This is a genomic window from Paenibacillus rigui, assembly GCF_002234615.1.
Classification (GTDB): domain Bacteria; phylum Bacillota; class Bacilli; order Paenibacillales; family NBRC-103111; genus Paenibacillus_S; species Paenibacillus_S rigui.
The window spans coordinates 60767-77778 of sequence record NZ_NMQW01000003.1 but is presented as its reverse complement, the minus strand read 5'-3'; the positions used below and the strand labels follow the sequence as shown (position 1 = coordinate 77778).

Annotated in this window: 16 protein-coding genes and 1 other annotated feature; of the genes, 10 read left to right on the top strand and 6 right to left on the bottom strand. The window is 50.8% G+C overall.

The window, feature by feature from the left end; genetic code table 11:
• Positions 1-94: 94 nt before the first annotated feature.
• Positions 95-408, bottom strand: a binding site (T-box leader).
• Positions 409-594: 186 nt separating this feature from the next.
• The 3 genes from CF651_RS04145 to CF651_RS04135 are packed head-to-tail and all read left to right on the top strand — an operon-like array spanning position 595 to position 3750.
• Positions 595-1767 (top strand): permease, encoded by a 1173-nt coding sequence (locus CF651_RS04145; RefSeq protein WP_094013594.1) that lies wholly within the window; start codon positions 595-597, stop codon positions 1765-1767.
• Positions 1768-1788: 21 nt separating this feature from the next.
• Positions 1789-2769 carry a TIGR03943 family putative permease subunit gene (locus CF651_RS04140; RefSeq protein ID WP_094013593.1) on the top strand — a complete coding sequence of 327 codons (981 nt, stop codon included), beginning with the start codon at positions 1789-1791 and terminating at the stop codon, positions 2767-2769.
• A 27-nt stretch (positions 2770-2796) separates the two neighbouring features.
• A complete protein-coding gene (locus CF651_RS04135) occupies positions 2797-3750 on the top strand; it encodes an aldose 1-epimerase (RefSeq protein ID WP_094013592.1) in 954 nt (317 codons plus the stop codon).
• Between the two features lie 109 nt (positions 3751-3859).
• Here the strand turns inward: CF651_RS04135 and CF651_RS04130 are convergent, their stop codons facing one another.
• Entirely contained in the window at positions 3860-4348 is a 489-nt protein-coding gene (locus CF651_RS04130) for a hypothetical protein (protein ID WP_094013591.1), read from the bottom strand.
• A 230-nt stretch (positions 4349-4578) separates the two neighbouring features.
• On the opposite strand from CF651_RS04130, the gene CF651_RS04125 reads away from it, so the two are divergent.
• Entirely contained in the window at positions 4579-4806 is a 228-nt protein-coding gene (locus CF651_RS04125) for an alpha/beta-type small acid-soluble spore protein (protein ID WP_094013590.1), read from the top strand.
• A gap of 155 nt (positions 4807-4961) precedes the next feature.
• Here CF651_RS04125 and CF651_RS04120 read toward each other — a convergent pair whose 3' ends face one another.
• Both CF651_RS04120 and CF651_RS04115 read right to left on the bottom strand, forming a co-directional pair.
• The gene (locus CF651_RS04120) at positions 4962-5339 is read right to left on the bottom strand and encodes an O-methyltransferase (RefSeq protein ID WP_094013589.1); all 378 of its coding nucleotides are present in this window, start codon (positions 5337-5339) and stop codon (positions 4962-4964) included.
• A gap of 182 nt (positions 5340-5521) precedes the next feature.
• Positions 5522-5932 carry a VOC family protein gene (locus CF651_RS04115; protein WP_094013602.1) on the bottom strand — a complete coding sequence of 137 codons (411 nt, stop codon included), beginning with the start codon at positions 5930-5932 and terminating at the stop codon, positions 5522-5524.
• A gap of 238 nt (positions 5933-6170) precedes the next feature.
• On the opposite strand from CF651_RS04115, the gene CF651_RS04110 reads away from it, so the two are divergent.
• Positions 6171-7430 carry a methyl-accepting chemotaxis protein gene (locus tag CF651_RS04110; RefSeq protein ID WP_179232673.1) on the top strand — a complete coding sequence of 420 codons (1260 nt, stop codon included), beginning with the start codon at positions 6171-6173 and terminating at the stop codon, positions 7428-7430.
• Positions 7431-7827: 397 nt separating this feature from the next.
• On the opposite strand, the gene CF651_RS04100 is transcribed toward CF651_RS04110, so the two are convergent.
• A complete protein-coding gene (locus CF651_RS04100) occupies positions 7828-9615 on the bottom strand; it encodes a M3 family oligoendopeptidase (RefSeq protein ID WP_094013587.1) in 1788 nt (595 codons plus the stop codon).
• Between the two features lie 158 nt (positions 9616-9773).
• On the opposite strand from CF651_RS04100, the gene CF651_RS04095 reads away from it, so the two are divergent.
• Genes CF651_RS04095 through CF651_RS04085 form a run of 3 tightly spaced genes read left to right on the top strand, consistent with a single transcriptional unit; the run spans position 9774 to position 11372 of the window.
• Positions 9774-9956 (top strand): YycC family protein, encoded by a 183-nt coding sequence (locus CF651_RS04095; RefSeq protein WP_094013586.1) that lies wholly within the window; start codon positions 9774-9776, stop codon positions 9954-9956.
• Between the two features lies 1 nt (position 9957).
• On the top strand, positions 9958-10197 hold the full coding sequence (locus CF651_RS04090) for a hypothetical protein (RefSeq protein ID WP_094013585.1): 240 nt from the start codon (positions 9958-9960) through the stop codon (positions 10195-10197).
• Between the two features lie 53 nt (positions 10198-10250).
• Entirely contained in the window at positions 10251-11372 is a 1122-nt protein-coding gene (locus CF651_RS04085) for a GGDEF domain-containing protein (protein WP_094013584.1), read from the top strand.
• Between the two features lie 73 nt (positions 11373-11445).
• Here CF651_RS04085 and CF651_RS04080 read toward each other — a convergent pair whose 3' ends face one another.
• Together CF651_RS04080 and CF651_RS04075 are read right to left on the bottom strand one after the other, a co-directional pair.
• Positions 11446-12150 carry a DUF2225 domain-containing protein gene (locus tag CF651_RS04080; RefSeq protein WP_094013583.1) on the bottom strand — a complete coding sequence of 235 codons (705 nt, stop codon included), beginning with the start codon at positions 12148-12150 and terminating at the stop codon, positions 11446-11448.
• Between the two features lie 56 nt (positions 12151-12206).
• Positions 12207-12557, bottom strand: a complete 351-nt coding sequence (locus tag CF651_RS04075) for a globin domain-containing protein (RefSeq protein ID WP_179232675.1) — start codon at positions 12555-12557, stop codon at positions 12207-12209.
• Between the two features lie 525 nt (positions 12558-13082).
• Between CF651_RS04075 and ylbJ the strand changes: the two genes are divergently transcribed.
• Both ylbJ and glgP read left to right on the top strand, forming a co-directional pair.
• A complete protein-coding gene (gene ylbJ, locus CF651_RS04070) occupies positions 13083-14339 on the top strand; it encodes a sporulation integral membrane protein YlbJ (RefSeq protein ID WP_094013582.1) in 1257 nt (418 codons plus the stop codon).
• 50 nt (positions 14340-14389) lie between these two features.
• A complete protein-coding gene (gene glgP / locus CF651_RS04065; RefSeq protein WP_094013581.1) occupies positions 14390-16954 on the top strand; it encodes an alpha-glucan family phosphorylase in 2565 nt (854 codons plus the stop codon).
• Positions 16955-17012 lie beyond the last annotated feature (58 nt).

Below are 17012 nucleotides of genomic sequence, written 5' to 3'. Positions count from 1 at the left end.
CCGGACTTCCCGGAGGGCTTCCCTGAACCCTTCCTTCCCTCAGCCCTTCCATGAGCCCTTCCCGGGACACCTCAACACAAAAAGGCCCCTCGTCGTAAGGGACGAAGGACCGTGGTGCCACCCTATTTCGCTCTTGTACAGACGACAGCGCGCTGCGGCGATGCGTCAAGACTCCAGCCTCAACCTCTTGTAACGGAGAGTACCCGAACCGGCCTCGTTTTGCGGTGAAACCTACGATGTGCCCTGTGGCAGCTGCATTAGCTTAATCGCTGCAGTCTCTTCCATCCCGCAAAAGTTCAACCATCAGCTCAAGGACCCATTCAACGAAGCCTATCTACCGGTTCACAGCAGCCACCGGCTCTCTGAAAGAATCAGCGCACGTTTACTTGTTCCTGTCATTGCTTTTTCTCATCATAAACAAAACGAACAGCAGCTGTCAACTCTCCCCCGGTACCGTTTCTTTTTCCATTTTCAATGGCCCATGCAGCTAATATTTGTCTTTCTGCATGTCCTATATACGTGACAAGCCGCATAAGATATAATGATTACCGGGCATTAAAAGTAATTATTACGAATAGAAAGGACGGCCGAGCCTTGCAAACGATGATCCTTCGATGGGGTACCAATGTGCTGGCACTTCTTAGTTTTATTATGCTTTTCCTTATTTTCACCCAAAGAGAACTGCCGGATTTCTCCTTCCTTTCTAGCGATAATGTGCAAACCTTCAAAACATTATTCATCAGCATCATTTTGGAAGCTTTCCCGTTCGTCTTGCTCGGGGTCTTATTATCCGCCCTGCTCCAAATGTTCGTCACCGAGCAGACCATTCGCCGATTAACGCCCCGCAACCCGGTGCTTGGCATTCTGTTCGCTTGTGTGGTCGGGATTATTTTTCCGTTATGCGAATGCGGAATGATTCCGGTCATACGCCGTCTGATGAAGAAAGGCATGCCCGTCTACATTGCCGTCGTCTTCATATTGGTCGGGCCTATTATAAATCCCGTCGTATATGCCTCCACCTACATGGCTTTTCGCAGCCGCCCGGAAATCGCTTATTCCCGCATGGCATTGGCCTTTGCAGTAGCCATGGCGATCGGACTCATCGTCTACCGTTTCTTCCGGGGCAACCCGCTGCGAACCGCACTGCCAAACATACATACGCATCACGAGCATAGCAAGCAGGGCCAGCCTCCTGATAACGCACAGCTTCACGGGCATGAGCATGCCCAGCACGGACATAGCCACTCGCATCACGGAGATGACCATGCACATCACCACCATGATCATTCCCATCACGGACACGACCATGCGCATCACCATCATGAGCATATCCATCTCAGCGGCAAAGGCATAGCGGGCCGAATGCTCGGCGTGCTGGGTCATGCATCGGACGAGTTTTTTGATATGGGCAAATATTTGATGTTCGGTGCCCTGATCACCGCCGTCATTCAAACACTGGTGCCGCGCGACAGCCTCGTATCCATCGGACAGGGGGAGCTGGGCTCCCATTTGTTCATGATGGCGTTCGCTTTCGTCTTGTCGCTTTGCTCCACCTCGGATGCATTCGTCGCTTCCTCCTTCAGCACCACCTTTTCCACCGGCTCCCTGCTGACGTTCCTCGTCTTCGGACCGATGCTCGATATCAAAAGCGTGCTGATGCTCTTATCCGCATTCCGCACCAGGTTCGTTCTTGCCCTCTCGGCCCTGGTGGTCGTGGTCGTGCTGCTCGGCTCGCTGCTGTTCGAGCGCCTGTTTTTCATGTCATAAGATACAAAGGAGCGTGCGAGCGTGAGTTCCCGTATATTAAGTCTGCATCATTTCATTAAAGCTGCCATCCTCTTTGGCTTTGCCGTTTACATCGCCTACTTGGTCAAAACCGATTATATTCTGTATTACATAGCCCCTCGAATGGTCGATTATGTCAAATGGTCCGCTATCGCGCTGTATGCAATCGCTGTATATCAGGCGTATTTAGCCTTTGGTTCGTTCTGGGAACGGTCCGTAACCTGCGACTGCGATCATGATCATACTCCTTCATCGTCCATTCTCAAAAACACCGTGTTTTACGGTCTTTTCATTTTCCCGCTGCTGCTTGGATTTCTGCTGCCGGATTCAACCATGGGAAGCTCCTTGGCGGCGAAGAAAGGAATGAACCTCAGCAGTGCAAGCAGTGTGAAAAAAGAGGCCGCAGGCACCCCTGCGTCACCTCCGGCTGTACCGCCTGCTCCTTCAACCGGGAATGGCGGAGCCGCTTCATCGGCTGCCCCCGGGTCAGCCAAAACGACGGGACCTGCCCTGCCCGCCCCGGCTGCATCAACTGAACAAGGTGAACTGTTTCCGTCCGATAAGTTTACCGAGCATTACGCCAAATATGCCAAGCAGCTATATCAATCCGATTTGATTAAAGTAAAGGAAGAGCTTTACATGGAAACCTTGTCTACGGTAGATTTATATTTGGACCGGTTTGTCGGGAAAAAGCTTGAATTAACCGGCTTCGTATACCGTCAGGAAGAGATGCAAAGCAATCAATTCGTTGTTGGCCGCTTCTCGATTCAATGCTGCTCCGCCGACGCATCACCGTTCGGGGTTTTGGTCGAATATGACCGCGCAGCCAATTTCCCCAGCGATTCTTGGGTTACCGTTACCGGAACGATTGAGAAAACCAGGTTTAACGACATGGATATCATGAAAATTAAAGTCGACAAAATTGCAAAAGCAGAGCCGGCTAAAGCCCAATATGTGTATCCGAATTTTGATTTTGGAAGCTGAAAAATTTGACAGTTAGGGGTCTGTAATATGATTCGACAAATCGATTGGCAGGGAGTTCCTGCCTATACGCTTGAAAATGAGCACCTCATCGTATCCATCTGTCCGCAAATCGGTAACAATGTGTACAGCCTGTGGGATAAAAGGCTGCAGCGCGAGCTGCTCCGCGTACCGGCTGCTCCGGAGGAAATGGCCGGCGCTCCGGTTCAATACGGCACCCCCATCCTGATGCCGCCGAACCGGATCCGTGAAGGACGGTTTGAGCTCAACGGGCATGCCTATCAGTTCGATGTGAATACACCGACGGGACATCATATTCACGGTATGCTGAGAAGCCAGCCTTGGACTGTCGTCCAGTCCGGTGACAATGGAGACGGGCTGTTCATCACCTGCGCGATTGATTTAAGCGAGGATACGAACGTTCAGCGTCAGTACCCCCATGCGTTGGAGCTGCAAGTCACTTATGTGCTGAAAGGCTCTACCCTGAGCCATCGGCTGAAGGTTCGGAACAAAGGCGCCACGCCTGCTCCGTTCGGCTACGGCCTGCACACCTGGTTCTTGCTCAATGGAAAGCCGGAAAGCTGGAAGCTGCAAGTACCGGTCAGCGGCATTTGGGAGCTGGATGCACACAGCATTCCGCTAGGCCGCATCATTCCATTAGGCAGCCTGGAGCCGATCGTTCATGGTATTTCGTTGGAGGGGCAAAGTCTGGATACCGTATTCCAAATCGGCAGCAACCCGTGTACAGCATGGCTATCCGACGACGAGCTTGAAATTCGCTACAGCGGCTCCGGACTGTTCAAGCAATGGGTTATCTTCACGAAGGGCGAAGCCCGTGACTTTATTTGCCTTGAGCCTTACACCTGGGTGACGAACGCGCCGAATATTCCGCTTCCTGCCGATGTAACCGGCGTTCAATCGATCGAGCCCGGGGCTGTTCTTGATCTTGAAGTGAAGCTGGAAATCAGCTATAAAATCGAATAAGCGTTACCTTAAAATGGAAAATAAGCGCCCCCGATAAGCTAACCGCTTCCCACTTTTTTTCAGCGGGACAGCAGCTTGTTTATCAGGGGCGCTGTTATTTTTTTCATTTTTATTCCACTTTATCCTGAGCCTGCAAAAGGTCCTTTACCACCTTCACCGTATCGGCAAAATAAGGATGGTAATCCAATCCTTCTACAAAATCCAGATATTCTCGAGCAATCCCATGCACAACGCTCTTATATAACTCATATGGGACGCGATAAGAACCCATTTCCTTGGATTGTCCTCCCTCCCGTTCCTCAAGCTCGGTCAACTCAACATCCTCTGCCCTCTTATGCTTCACGCGAAAAGAATACCCCCTGCATTCAGGGTCACCGCAGCCGCAGCAAAAGAATGGCATCTTGCTCCATTCCTGTGCCGGCGCCCATCGATTGGGCTCCACCTCATGATTAACGCTTAGCAGCAGGGCCGGTAATCCTACGTCCACACATAGAGGCTCATCGATTAATATTTCCCCGTCGATTTCAAGCCTCACGTCGGCATGAATGATTTGTAAATCCTTGTCCCATGACCAATTCGAACAAAGGAGCGAAAACATCGGATCCCTCCTCCCCATCTGATTTTTCTTATTCTGATATTATAAGAAAAAATGAAAGCCTTTGTATAGCTAAAAACCAACCCGGCCGACAGCTGAGGCTATTTTTCCCTTTGCCAGGCCTGCAAGAAGCACTTCCTTTAATTGATATTCGCGTGGTTGAAATTTCCAATTTTTGAATGCGTATATTTTACGTTTTGGTACATACTACCTTATGAACGGAGGTGATTACAATGGCACAAGGACAATCCCGCAGCAGCAACTCTTTGGTCGTTCCACAAGCGAACTCTGCTTTGGATCAATTGAAGTACGAAGTGGCACAGGAATTGGGTATTCAAATTCCTCAAGACGGTTACTATGGTTTCATGGCAACTCGTGACACTGGTGCAATCGGTGGCCACATCACTCGTCGTCTAGTTCAAATTGCTGAACAGCAATTAGCAGGCAAGTTCTCCAGATAATGATTTACCCTTTATACTTAGGCAAGGGTGACTCCGCCATGGGGTCGCCTTTTTCTTGCGCTCCCATCTCAAATGAAAAAACCGCCCCCCAAACGGAGAGCGGTATGAATGATAAAATCATAGGAATAAACAATAAATGATTGCGGTATGCTCTATTATCTTCTTCTATGTTCTGGATCAGCCAACACACTTGCCATATTATAATTGGATTCGAAAGATACGCTGGTGCAAAGCAAATTTTTCTTCATAGCAAACTCAAACAATATTTCTCCATGCGACCACCTTTTCATTTTCAACGATTCCACAGCGGTTTGACGAAAGGACTGTACATCTCTCTCGGACAAGCCGGAATCCATTCTCATCAGCTCATCCCCCCTGCTTTCAATCGGGAACGCTCGAACCCCGAATTTGCCCACAGCATTGTTGCGGATCTGTACAAAAACCGTCCCTGAGGTCAGCTGAGCCAGCTCGCCCTTAATCTCCCTGAATACGATGTCAAGCTGTCTGGCCAAAGGTACATTTTCTAAAATCATTAACATCCTCCTATCTTTTTAAAATGGTATTATTTGCATTTTCTAGGGCTGTAGCCCTATTATATGTAAATCATTCCTAGGAATCAACAATTAATTACAATATTCAGAAAACTTCCTATAATTCAACAAAAATATACAAAATGAGACAATAGTCCTGCGCCTATTGTCTCATTTTGTATATTTTATTCATCCAATTGATCTGCATTCAGTTCAATAACATTATGATCCGGATCCAGCACATAAATTTGTGGAAAACCCGCTTTCGCATGGGGCCTTGCTTCGAATGGTACCCCTTGCCGTTCAAGCCATCCTCGCGTTTCCTTGAAGCTGGCTACACGAATCGCAAAATGTCCGTCCCGGGTATCAATGCCTCCTTGACGCAGCGTTTCCCCCTGATGGACAATCAGATGAAGCTGCTGATTGGGTCCGACAGCGTACCATGCCCCTGGGAAATCGAAGGGAGGCCGTTCAATTGCCTTCAACCCCAGCACATTTCCATAAAATGCTTTCGCTCTATCCAAATCACGAACAATTAGACTCACATGATGGATTCCTTGGATAGCAAAAAACACACTCCACCATCCCCTTTCCATAATTGTATAATCCGTATCCATTCCTCGGTTAACGGCACATTCCTTGCTTACCTTTCACTATATAAGAAGCGCTAAGACCGCACAACCCTGCCACAAGAAACCAGGACGATGGCCAAATTTCGATATTTTCCTTGCCGCTCCGACAATCCATAGGACCTGGACTATAGACCATAGTACTAGGTAGTGCTATAATTGCACATAGAAGAATTTAACAAAAACTCCAAAAGGGGACGTGCTGATGAACTGGTTCCAAAGCTTATCTTTTAAGAAGAAATTGCAATTGGGCTGCTACCTGCTGGTAGCTATTTATTCCCTTGCACTGCTTGCCTTTGTTCTGCAATCAAGCGAGCATACGATCGTGGGCATTGTGTTTCTGGTAATTATGCTGGGACTCACCTTTCCTTTTATCAACTGGTTTGAGAGAGCGCTTACAGAACCGATCAGCAACATTTCACGCGTGGCACTCAACATCTCCAAGGGCGACTTCTCCCAAAAGGTTGTTGTCCAAACCGATGATGCGCTCGGGGAGCTGGGTACCTCCTTCAACAAAATGATGGAAAAGCTGCGCGAAATTTTGCGGGATACCGGCAGTATGTCGAAGCATGTATTCGATTCAAGCCGGGACATTTATTTTAAGAATGAAAATTTAAAAACCGTCCTCGACCAGGTAGCCGTCTCTTCCAATGAATTGGCTGCCGGAGCGAGCCAGATTTCCGAAGAGATTTCTGATATTTCGATCGCCACCAAGGATATTGAAGAGAAAGTCAATACATTTAACGAATCCACTCAACAAATGAACACCAGGTCCGGCCAGATGATTGCCCTCGTCGAAAAAGGGCTGCAAGCGGTTGAAACCCAAAGCCATGGGATGAAGCGCAATGTCGAAGCCACCTCCAATGTCTCACAAACGATAGATCGGCTGGCTGAGCAGGCCGGGGGAATTTCCCAAATTACCCGAACCATCTCCGACATCGCAGAGCAGACAAACCTGCTTTCGCTTAACGCTTCGATCGAAGCGGCACGTGCCGGAGAACATGGCAAAGGCTTTGCCGTTGTTGCCCAGGAGGTCCGTAAATTGGCTGAGGAGTCCACCACCTCGACCAAGGAAGTGTTCCAGCTCGTACGCAGCATTGAGGAAGGGATACGTCAAGCCCTGACTCACATTGCAACGAATGAACAAATCGTACATACGCAAACGCAGCTGATTGAGGAAACGGAAGCCATCTTCGCCGATATCGTCAACAGCGTCAAATTTATTTCCGAGCAAATCGCTTCCTTTGCCCGCGAGAGCGAGCTGATGCTTGGCAGCGCCCAACGCATTTCGGCAACAATGGAGAGCATTTCGGCGATTACCGAGCAATCGGCTGCGGGAACGCAGGAAGTATCCGCCTCCATGAACGAACAGATTAACTCGGTGCAGGCCATTGTTCAGCAATCCGAGGAAATGATTAAGCTGGTCACTCAGCTCCAGCAGACGATTCAAGTATTTAAACTGTAGTTATTGGTTGTGATGGAGAGGGCATCCCCCTCCAGCCGCTGTTGAAACCTGTGAATGGGAGAAAAGGCCGGGATCACCATTTCCCGGCCTCTTTGTTATATGCACCAGATGATGCCTCATCTGGTGACTTCCTTCTACCCACAGGTCGAAGACTCTGTGGTTTATTTGCTTTTGACACCGCAGGCGCAAGGCTATGCGCTGGAGGAACAGAAGAACGTGCTCAAAAGCCCAGCGGAAGGGAAAGGGAAGTGTCAGAGGAGCGGAGCGTTCGCCTTTGAAACTCGTGAAATAACCGCAGCGGGTATAATTCAAATTTCACGAGTTCAATAGCGACCGGAGACATCTCCCCTTCCCTGCAGCCCCTTGCTTTTGAGCACGTATAATTACGCAATCACATTCACCCCTCCGTCAAACGCATAAAAGCCTCCACGTCTTCGACCGACAAATCCATTGCACGCTGCCAGAAATCCGGCTTGCGCAGGTCGACGCCAAGATGCTTCTCCGCCAGCTCCTCAACCGTCATCCGGCCCGTATCGCGCAGCAGCGCAATATATTTTCCCTCGAATGCCTCGCCTTGACGAAGCGCTTCGGCATAAAGGCCTGTGCTGAACATGTAGCCGAAGGTATACGGGAAGTTGTAGAAAGGAACCTCGGTAATGTAAAAGTGCAGCTTCGATGCCCAGAAATGTGGATGATATTCAGCCAATGCATCCTTATAGCCCTGCTTCTGTGCTTCCACCATCAGCTCGTTCAACCGCTCCGCACTCACGATTCCTTTGCTGCGTTCTTCATAGAACCGGGTTTCAAACAGAAATCTCGCATGAATATTCATGTAAAATGCAACGGAGCGCTGGATTTTATCCTCAAGCAGCGTCAATCGCTCTTCCTCGGTGGCAGCGCCCTTCACGGCAGCATCGGCCACGACCATCTCCGCGAACGTAGACGCTGTCTCCGCTACGTTCATCGCATATTCCTGCGCGAGGGCAGGCAGATCGTTCATGACGTGCTGATGGTAGCCATGCCCCAGCTCATGCGCCAGCGTAGCTACATTGGAGGCTGTTCCGGCGTAGGTCATAAAAATACGCGTCTCCTCTGCGATCGGAAACGAGGTGCAGAAGCCTCCGGGTCTTTTGCCCGGACGATCCTCCGCTTCGATCCAGGCGCCCTCGAAGGCCTTGATTGCAAACTCAGCCATCTTCGGGCTGAAGCGGCGGAATTGCTCGACGATCAGGTCCGCCCCCTCATCGTAGCTAAAATGCTTGCTGCCTTCCCCTACAGGGGCTTCAACGTCATACCAGCTCAGCTTTTCCACGCCAAGAAGCTTCGCTTTACGGTTCAAATACTGAACAAAGATATCCTTCCCGCGGTCAATAACTCCCCACATGGCATCCAGCGTTTCTTTGGACATCCGGTTTATGGCCAAAGGCTCTTTATGTATAGACTCCCAACCGCGGCGCTCATACAGCTTAAGGCGAAATCCCGCGAGATGGTTCAGCGCATCAGCGCAGTAGTCGGCATGCTCGGCCCACTGTGTCTCCCACAGCCGGAACAGCCGCTCCCGCTCGGCACGATCCGGGCTGTGCATCTTATTCGCAGCCTGGCCGGCAGACAAGGCCACCTGCTTGCCGTTTTCTTCATACGCTATGACGAATTTGCTAACGGTCGTATTGTAGGCTTCTCCCCAGCCGTGATAGCCGTCGATCGCCAGATCATTCACCAGCGCCTCCTGCTCCGGGGGCAGCTTATCTGCAGCCAAGGCTCTCCGCTCCGTCAACGGGTAGGCAATTCCCTCCAGCTCCGGCCGCGCTACGAACGCTCCCCATGCCTCGTCACCGATTTCGGTCAGCATTTGATCGAATCGGGTCAAAGCCGATGCATAAGCGGCTGACAAGGTTTTGATGCGTCCTGCCAGGATAAGCGCCTTTTTATCCGCTTGATTCTCCGCAGCAAGGCAGGCGACGAAGGAATCCGCTTCTCTTGTTTGCTTCGCAATCGTTTGAAGCAGCTCCAGTGCGGGCAAGACTGCCGACTCCCCCGCACGGGTCGCTTTCAATTCATCGAGGAGCTTCTCCAGTTGGGCAGTGTGCTTTTCGATGTCCTCAAGAAAGGTTTGAAACGCCGGGGAAGAGCTCCCTCCAGGGAAAAATGTTTCCAAATTCCAGGTTTGCTGCAATGGCTTTTGCATTTCAGCATCGCACCTTTCATTAAAATTAGTTACAATACATATTAAACCATAAATCATGCGTGAGCCAAAATGGCGATTAACCAAATTCTGGTTGAATTTTCCCACTCACTGTGATTAAATGGTGACTATAGATCTATTGACAGGAGTGAATTTACATCATGAAACCTTTACAGATCTCGCCCGAAACCGCCCAGAAACTGGCCAAGCAATTGAACGTACCTCTGGAGCATCTCATGCATATGCCTCAGCACATTCTATTACAAAAGCTGGCCGAGCTTGCCAAAAGCACGCCAAGTGACGATTCATCACATCCTTCCACTGACTCTAAGCAGGAGTCCTGACATGATTCCTTTTGAAAACACGTGGCCTTATGAAATAATCCAGCAAGATGTTTATGTCAATGAATGCCCTTTTTGCGGCAAGTCTAACGTACTGCTTCCCTTTAAGAAGAAGGATCTTCCCGAGCTAGCCCGCGGAGTAAAGCGATTGCTTGTGTTCCCCTGCTGCCACAGCCGGGTAACCCTGGTCGATGCGGACCGGGACTATTTGCTCGCTCAGCAGCCTTTAAGAAACCGACACTGACCTACCTACACGTTTCTGCAGCGGATGCCGGCCCGGACCAGGAGTGGAAATCGATGTATTTAATTCCCTTTACTAACGCCTGCATACTTATAGCCTTGAGCTATGTCGCCTTAAAATTGAAAAACCGGCTGTTTATGGAGCGGTACGAGACGATAATCGCGTCGCTCCTGACAGGCTTTGCCTCCATACTTCTCATGATTCCGCCTCTGCCCGACGAAAGGCTGGCGGCATGCTTTTGTTTTGCGCCGATCATTATGGCCGGCTTGCGCTTCGGCTGGAAAGTGGCTCTGCCCTCCACAATCCTGCCGGCCCTGTATGTACTTGAAATCCAAGAACCACTCACACTCACCTATGTCCAGATCATCCAGAGCATTATTCTTCCCGCTGTGGTCAGCTCCTTGTTTTTCCGTAAAGATCCTCATCAATATTGCAAAATGATTCCTTATGCCGATGGCATCAAAATTTCTGCGGTGCTCGTATCTGTACGAATGCTCCTAAGCCTTTTCCTTGAACAGGAAACATCCGTGGATTGGTTCATTTCCAATGCCTTCTTACTGTTGTTAACCGTCGCTGCCGTATGGGTACTGATCATGATGTACAATGACGACAACCGATCCTTGATCCTTCAGCGTCGTCTGGAGCTGCAAGCCAATCAGGACGGGCTCACAGGCTTGCCTAATCTTCGAAGCTTTATGAACATGGCCAGGAATACGGCACGCTTCCACCCGGTCACTATCATGATGATCGACATTGATAATTTCAAAAAATACAATGACACATATGGGCATCTGCAAGGAGACAAGCTGCTTCGGGAAGTCGGGCAAGTGCTCGGCGCTGCAATTCATGAACAAGACTACCTGGCGCGCTACGGAGGGGAAGAATTTATCCTGATGAGTCATACCACCGACCCTGAGCAGCTATCTGACTATGCCCAACGGCTCTGCGACGCTATCGCTTCCCATACGGTGTATGGAACAGACCTCAGTACGACTACCATATCCATTGGCGTCTCCATATCCCGCAACCAGCACGATGAGCTGCTGCGTATTATTTCCGAAGCGGATGAGGCCCTATATACCTCTAAAGCTCTTGGCAAAAACCGGTTTACCTTTTATGCTGACTTCACCATTGAAAACGCTGCCGTTCCCCCTACAGGGTCTTTCGTTTCCGGTTGATGCATTTTGCTCCACCAAAAAAAGGACAGGCTCTGCGCCATCAGCGCTAACCTGTCCTTATACTATTTTCACCTCAGGGCTGAGACGAATTCATGACTTCCGGCAATTCCAGCTTATCCGCCAGCATATCTTCCCTCGTAACTGCCCACTGTTCACGGGAAGCGCGAATCATGCCGGCGTCCATAATCCTCTTGTCGTTAATAACGCGACCAAACCATTTGACCGCTTCTACATAATGCTTCAGCCTCCGGTTGAGCTCTCCAAGCAAATACATCAGACGCGCGTTATTCACTTCGTTGCCTTCCGTTTCAAATACCGTGGTGTACGCTTCCAGGGCGAACTGCAAAAACCGTTTTTCCTGCTGTTCATCCTTCTTGTACCGGTATAACCAAGCGATATGATGAAGCAAACCGGCGATGATGCGCCCCTTCTCATTTTTCAGCTGTGCACACAATAAAGCGAGCTTATACGTGTGCAGTGCAACATCCCAATTGCGTTCGCCCCCATAATCCTTCAAGGTCCAGTTCGCGGCAACCTTCTCTTTGAAAAGTTCCCGCTGCGCAGGCGTAAACGTAGTGGATGAATTTTCGGTGCTTGCATAGCCGCACTGAGGGCATACCCGGACCACGTAAAAATCCGGATTCACATCTTTGTAATGGATGCAAAAATCCGTATCCGTTTGCGTTGCTTTCTTGAAGCTGGGACGCACACGGGACGTTTGAAACGAAGTTTCACAATAAGCGCAGTCCACTTTGACTTGAAATAACGGCTCGACCACTGGCTCACATCCTCTGCTCTCTACATGATGTACTGCGTGCGCAATCATTGCGCACCTCAGGCTTCTGTATTAATAAAATGAGTTGCCGGGCCTCTCAGTCTGTCCAAGACGAAAGCACGCAGCTCAGGTTCCATCCCGATTGTTTCCAGCGCCTGCTTCATACAGCTCAGCCATGCTTCCGCACGCTGCGGAGTAATTTCAAATGGGAGATGCCGCGCCCTCATCATCGGATGTCCGTATTGCTCCGAATATAAAGGCGGGCCGCCAAAAAATTGGGTTAAAAATAAAAACTGCTTGTCCCTCACCGGTTCGATATCCTCCGGGAACAACGGCCCCAGGAGAGGATGGGCTTGCACCAGCGGGTAAAAGGCATCCACCATCCGGCGGATCGTGTCAGCCCCGCCCATCACGTGGTAAGGCGTGTTGTCTTGCCCTTGCTCTTGCTGCAAATCTGGCTTGTCGGACAAAAGAAGTCCCTCCCCTCATTAGATTCATAAAACTTCATAAAACCTCACAAAAAAAGATGCTAATTCGCGTGCGATTAGCATCCTAAACCTGTGCAGAAACCGCTAAAGCTATCCATTTCGTTAACCCTCCAAATCCTCTTCGCCGGAGGTCATTAACGTTTCCCTAATGACGTATACAAATGCACATACGAGAATCCCAGCAATCACGCTCATCATAAGGATCAACTCCATTCTCATATTGGTACTATTGTACCATAAGTTGAGTGAAATTTCAGCAAATTTAAAAGGGCTGCTTATTTTTTTATATTTGCTTGTCCTTTGGTTCTACTTGCAGTTATTCGCCGAATCTCACGATATGACTTTATAAAGGATGCCCATTAGGTATATTAGGCATGTCTATCTCCCTTCGTACATATATGTACAGATGAGAGCAATGCAGCTCGTCTACGTTGTAGGAGGCCCCGTATGAAACCTAAAAAATTTGCAGCGGTCTACTTGATTGCCTTCTTGTTGCTTGCATTCATGTGTCTGATGGTCATTTTCCCGTCCGAATCGTTGCGTGCCTCACTGAAGGGTCTCGCCATCTGGTGGGATGTGCTGTTCCCTGCCTTGTTCCCGTTCTTCGTCATCTCGGAGATGATGCTTGGCGTAGGCATCGTCCATTTCTTCGGCACCCTGCTGGATCCTATGATGCGTCCCGTGTTCCGTATTCCGGGAATCGGCGGCTTCGTTATGGCGATGGGCTTCGCCGCAGGCTATCCTGTCGCTGCCAAGTTGACCTCCCAATTATGGGACCAGCGGCTCGTCAACCGTGAGGAGGGTGAACGTCTGGTCGCCTTCACCACTTCGTCGGACCCTCTTTTTCTGATTGGCGCCGTATCCGTCGGTTTTTTTCATGACGCGAGCCTTGCAGCCGTTCTAGCAGCGGCTCACTACGGTTCTGCCGTCGTTCTCGGGCTCCTGATGCGCTTCCATGGAGGCAAGCCCTCACTCGCAGCCCATTCGGCGCATACGGCCCATGCTGCTCCTCAGCAAGCCCCCTCGGGGAGCCTTCTCCTCCGTGCTTTTGAAACGATGCACCAAGCGCGGCTGAGGGACGGCCGTCCCCTGGGGGAAATGCTGCTGCAGGGCATCCGGTCCGCGCTGCAGCTGAATATGGTGGTCGGCGGCCTGGTCGTTTTTTTCTCGGTTGTCATGGAGGTGATGACTTCCGCGAATATCATGAACTTTTGCTACATAGGGATAAATGCGATACTTCACTTGTTTGGCGTTCCCGAGGCACTGTCCCAGGCGGTGGCCAACGGTTTTTTTGAAGTGACCCTAGGCGCCAAGGCAGCGGGCGGTGCCGGCACACACATCCCGTTGATTTACAAAACGGCCATTGCGGCATGGGTGCTTTCCTGGGCGGGTTTGTCTGTTCATGCGCAAATCGTCAGCCTGCTGCAGCATACGAATCTCAGATATTGGCCGTTCGTAACGGCCCGCTTTGTGCACGGTATTTTGGCGGCAACCGCCGTATTTGTGCTCTGGAAACCCATGGAATCCTCCCGTACCGCTTGGGCTGCATCCGCTTCGGTACTGGACGTCTCTGCCCCTCTCTCCACCTGGTGGCGTTATGCTCTGCCGTGGGGACTGACTTTACTTGTTTGGGTGCTGGGAGGGCTCCTTGTATTGTCCGTGGTGTACCTCATACTGAAACGATGTATGAAGCGGCTGGTGTAACAAGATAATAAAGGCAGTGCATTTCAAGAAGCAAAGGTCAGGTGAAAAGCATGGATACCCGTTTTCCTTTTATAGACTTTAAGCTTCCTCAAGCGATCGACCGCTTGCCCGAGCTTGCCTACAACGTCTGGTTCAGCTGGAACCATGAGGCGCTGGAGCTGTTCGCCCGGGTGGACCGGGAGCGTTGGGATCAAATCCTGCACAATCCGGTTCGCTTGCTGCTGGAAACCGATTCGTCCGTATGGGCGTCGTTAAGCCAGGATACCGAATTTACCGAGCTTTATACGAGCGTGATGAAGCAATGGGACGAATATCAATCCCAAACGACCTGGTTTCAAAAAACGTACCCTCAGCATACGGAGGCCTACATCGCTTATTTGTCCGCAGAGTTCGGCTTTCACGAGTCGCTCCCTCTTTATTCCGGGGGATTGGGCATCTTGGCCGGGGATCACTGCAAATCGGCAAGCGATCTGGGCATTCCGCTCGTCGGTGTCGGCTTGCTTTATAAAAAAGGATATTTTAACCAAAAGTTCAATCGAGAGGGTCAGCAGCAGACCGAAACGGTCCGTTATGATTTCAGCAAATTACCTATCCTCCCCGTTCAGAACGAGAATGGTGAAAGGCTTACGATTCAAGTCCCTCTTGCGGACAGGACGGTACTGCTGCAGCTGTGGAAAATTCAGGTCGGGCGCAACGCCGTCTATTTGCTAGATGCCGATCTGGAAGCCAATTCCGAATGGGACCGGGAGCTGACGGCCCAGCTTTATGGCGGCAACCAGGACACCCGCATTGCGCAGGAAATTCTCCTTGGGATTGGCGGCGTCAAAACGATCCGCGCTCTCGGTCTGCCTACCGCGGTATACCATATTAATGAGGGTCATGCCGCTTTCCAAGCTCTCGAACGTATTCGCGAGCAGCTGGAGTCCGGTGTCCCCTTTCATGTGGCCGTTGAAATTATCCGGGCGAGCTCGATTTTCACCACCCATACCCCTGTTCCTGCAGGTCACGACGCCTTCGGGCTGCCCATGGTTGAGCATTACCTGCAAAGCCTGTTCAGGCGTTGGAACGAGCACAAGCAAGCGTGGCTTCAGCTGGGGAACACAGCGGGCTCGGCTCAATTCAATATGACCCATCTGGCTTTGAACACGGCTGCGCTGCGCAATGGGGTCAGCCAGCTGCACGGCCAGGTTTCACGCGATATGTTCCGGTCGTTCCACGGCAATATTGACGCAAGGGAAGTGCCTATCAGTCATATAACAAACGGCGTACACTTGAGAACCTGGCTTGCTCCCGAGCTGCAGGAACTGTTTGACCGCTTTTTACCCGGAACCTGGTTGAAGCATCAAGCCAATCTCGATCAGTGGCAGGGCATTCAAATAATACCCGCCGAATCGTTGTGGGGAGTCCATATGGAGCTCAAAGAAAAGCTGATCCGTTTTGCCAGGGCCAACCTGCGGGAGCATCGCCGCCGAAATGATATGCCTGCCGACAAGGTGGAGGAAGTGCGAAGCTATTTGAACCCTCAAGCGCTTACGATCGGATTCGCCCGGCGGTTTGCCACTTACAAGCGGGCCAACCTCATCTTTAGCGATTTGAACCGTTTGCATCGGCTCGTTAATGATGAGCAGCGACCGGTGCAGTTTATTTTTGCCGGTAAAGCTCACCCTGCCGATCTGCCCGGTCAAGAAATGATCAAGCAGGTATACCAAGTTTCCCAAATGGACCGGTTCCGCGGTAAAATCGTGCTGCTGGAAAACTATGATATGAATATGGCCCGCCATCTCGTGCAAGGGGTTGACGTATGGCTGAACAATCCGCGCAGGCCTTACGAGGCCAGCGGTACAAGCGGACAAAAGGCCGCGATGAACGGAGTCATTAACTTCAGCGTGCTGGACGGCTGGTGGGAGGAAGGCTACGACGGCAGCAATGGCTGGAGCATTCATGGCACCAATGATGCGGACTGGCAAAGGCAAGAGCAAGAAAATACCGAATCGATATACCGCCTGCTGGAGCAAGAAATCGTGCCTCTGTACTACAATCAAGGCAAGCTCCCGCAGCAATGGGTTGCCCGGATGAAACGCTCCATCCAGACGCTCGCTCCAGTCTTCAATACGGAACGCATGGTCATGGATTATACGAACCGTACTTATATTCCGGCACTCACGCGGACATTGAAATTTCTCGCAAATCAGCATGACGCTGCCACCAAGGTAGCCGACTTCAAGCAGTTTATCCGATCCAATTGGCATCACGTTCGCATTCTTGAAATCAAGGATGGAACAGGTCAACCAGCGGCAGGAACGGCTGTCAAAATCGCCTCCATTCCGACAGATGCCGCGAATATGCTCAAGGATGTCACCGCCACGATCCGCTTTGGCCCGGTCTGGTATAAAGACACGGCCGTGGAAATCATCTATTACGAGGAACGTAAGGATGGCTGGCATCCCGTCGTTGTACCGATGGAGCCGTACCGGGAGCTGGAGGACCGCGTCGTTTTATACCGTGCCCGCATCCCTTCCCACCTCCAGCATCAGGCTCACTATTCCATTCGGGTTCGCCCCGTGAGTGCTAACTTCGCGACTCCGTTTGAGCTTCCGCTCCTAACGTCGCTATAGTTCTTTAGCCGTATCCCGCTCCCCTATCCAGTCGCTCGCCGGCTGTATGAGGGGGGCG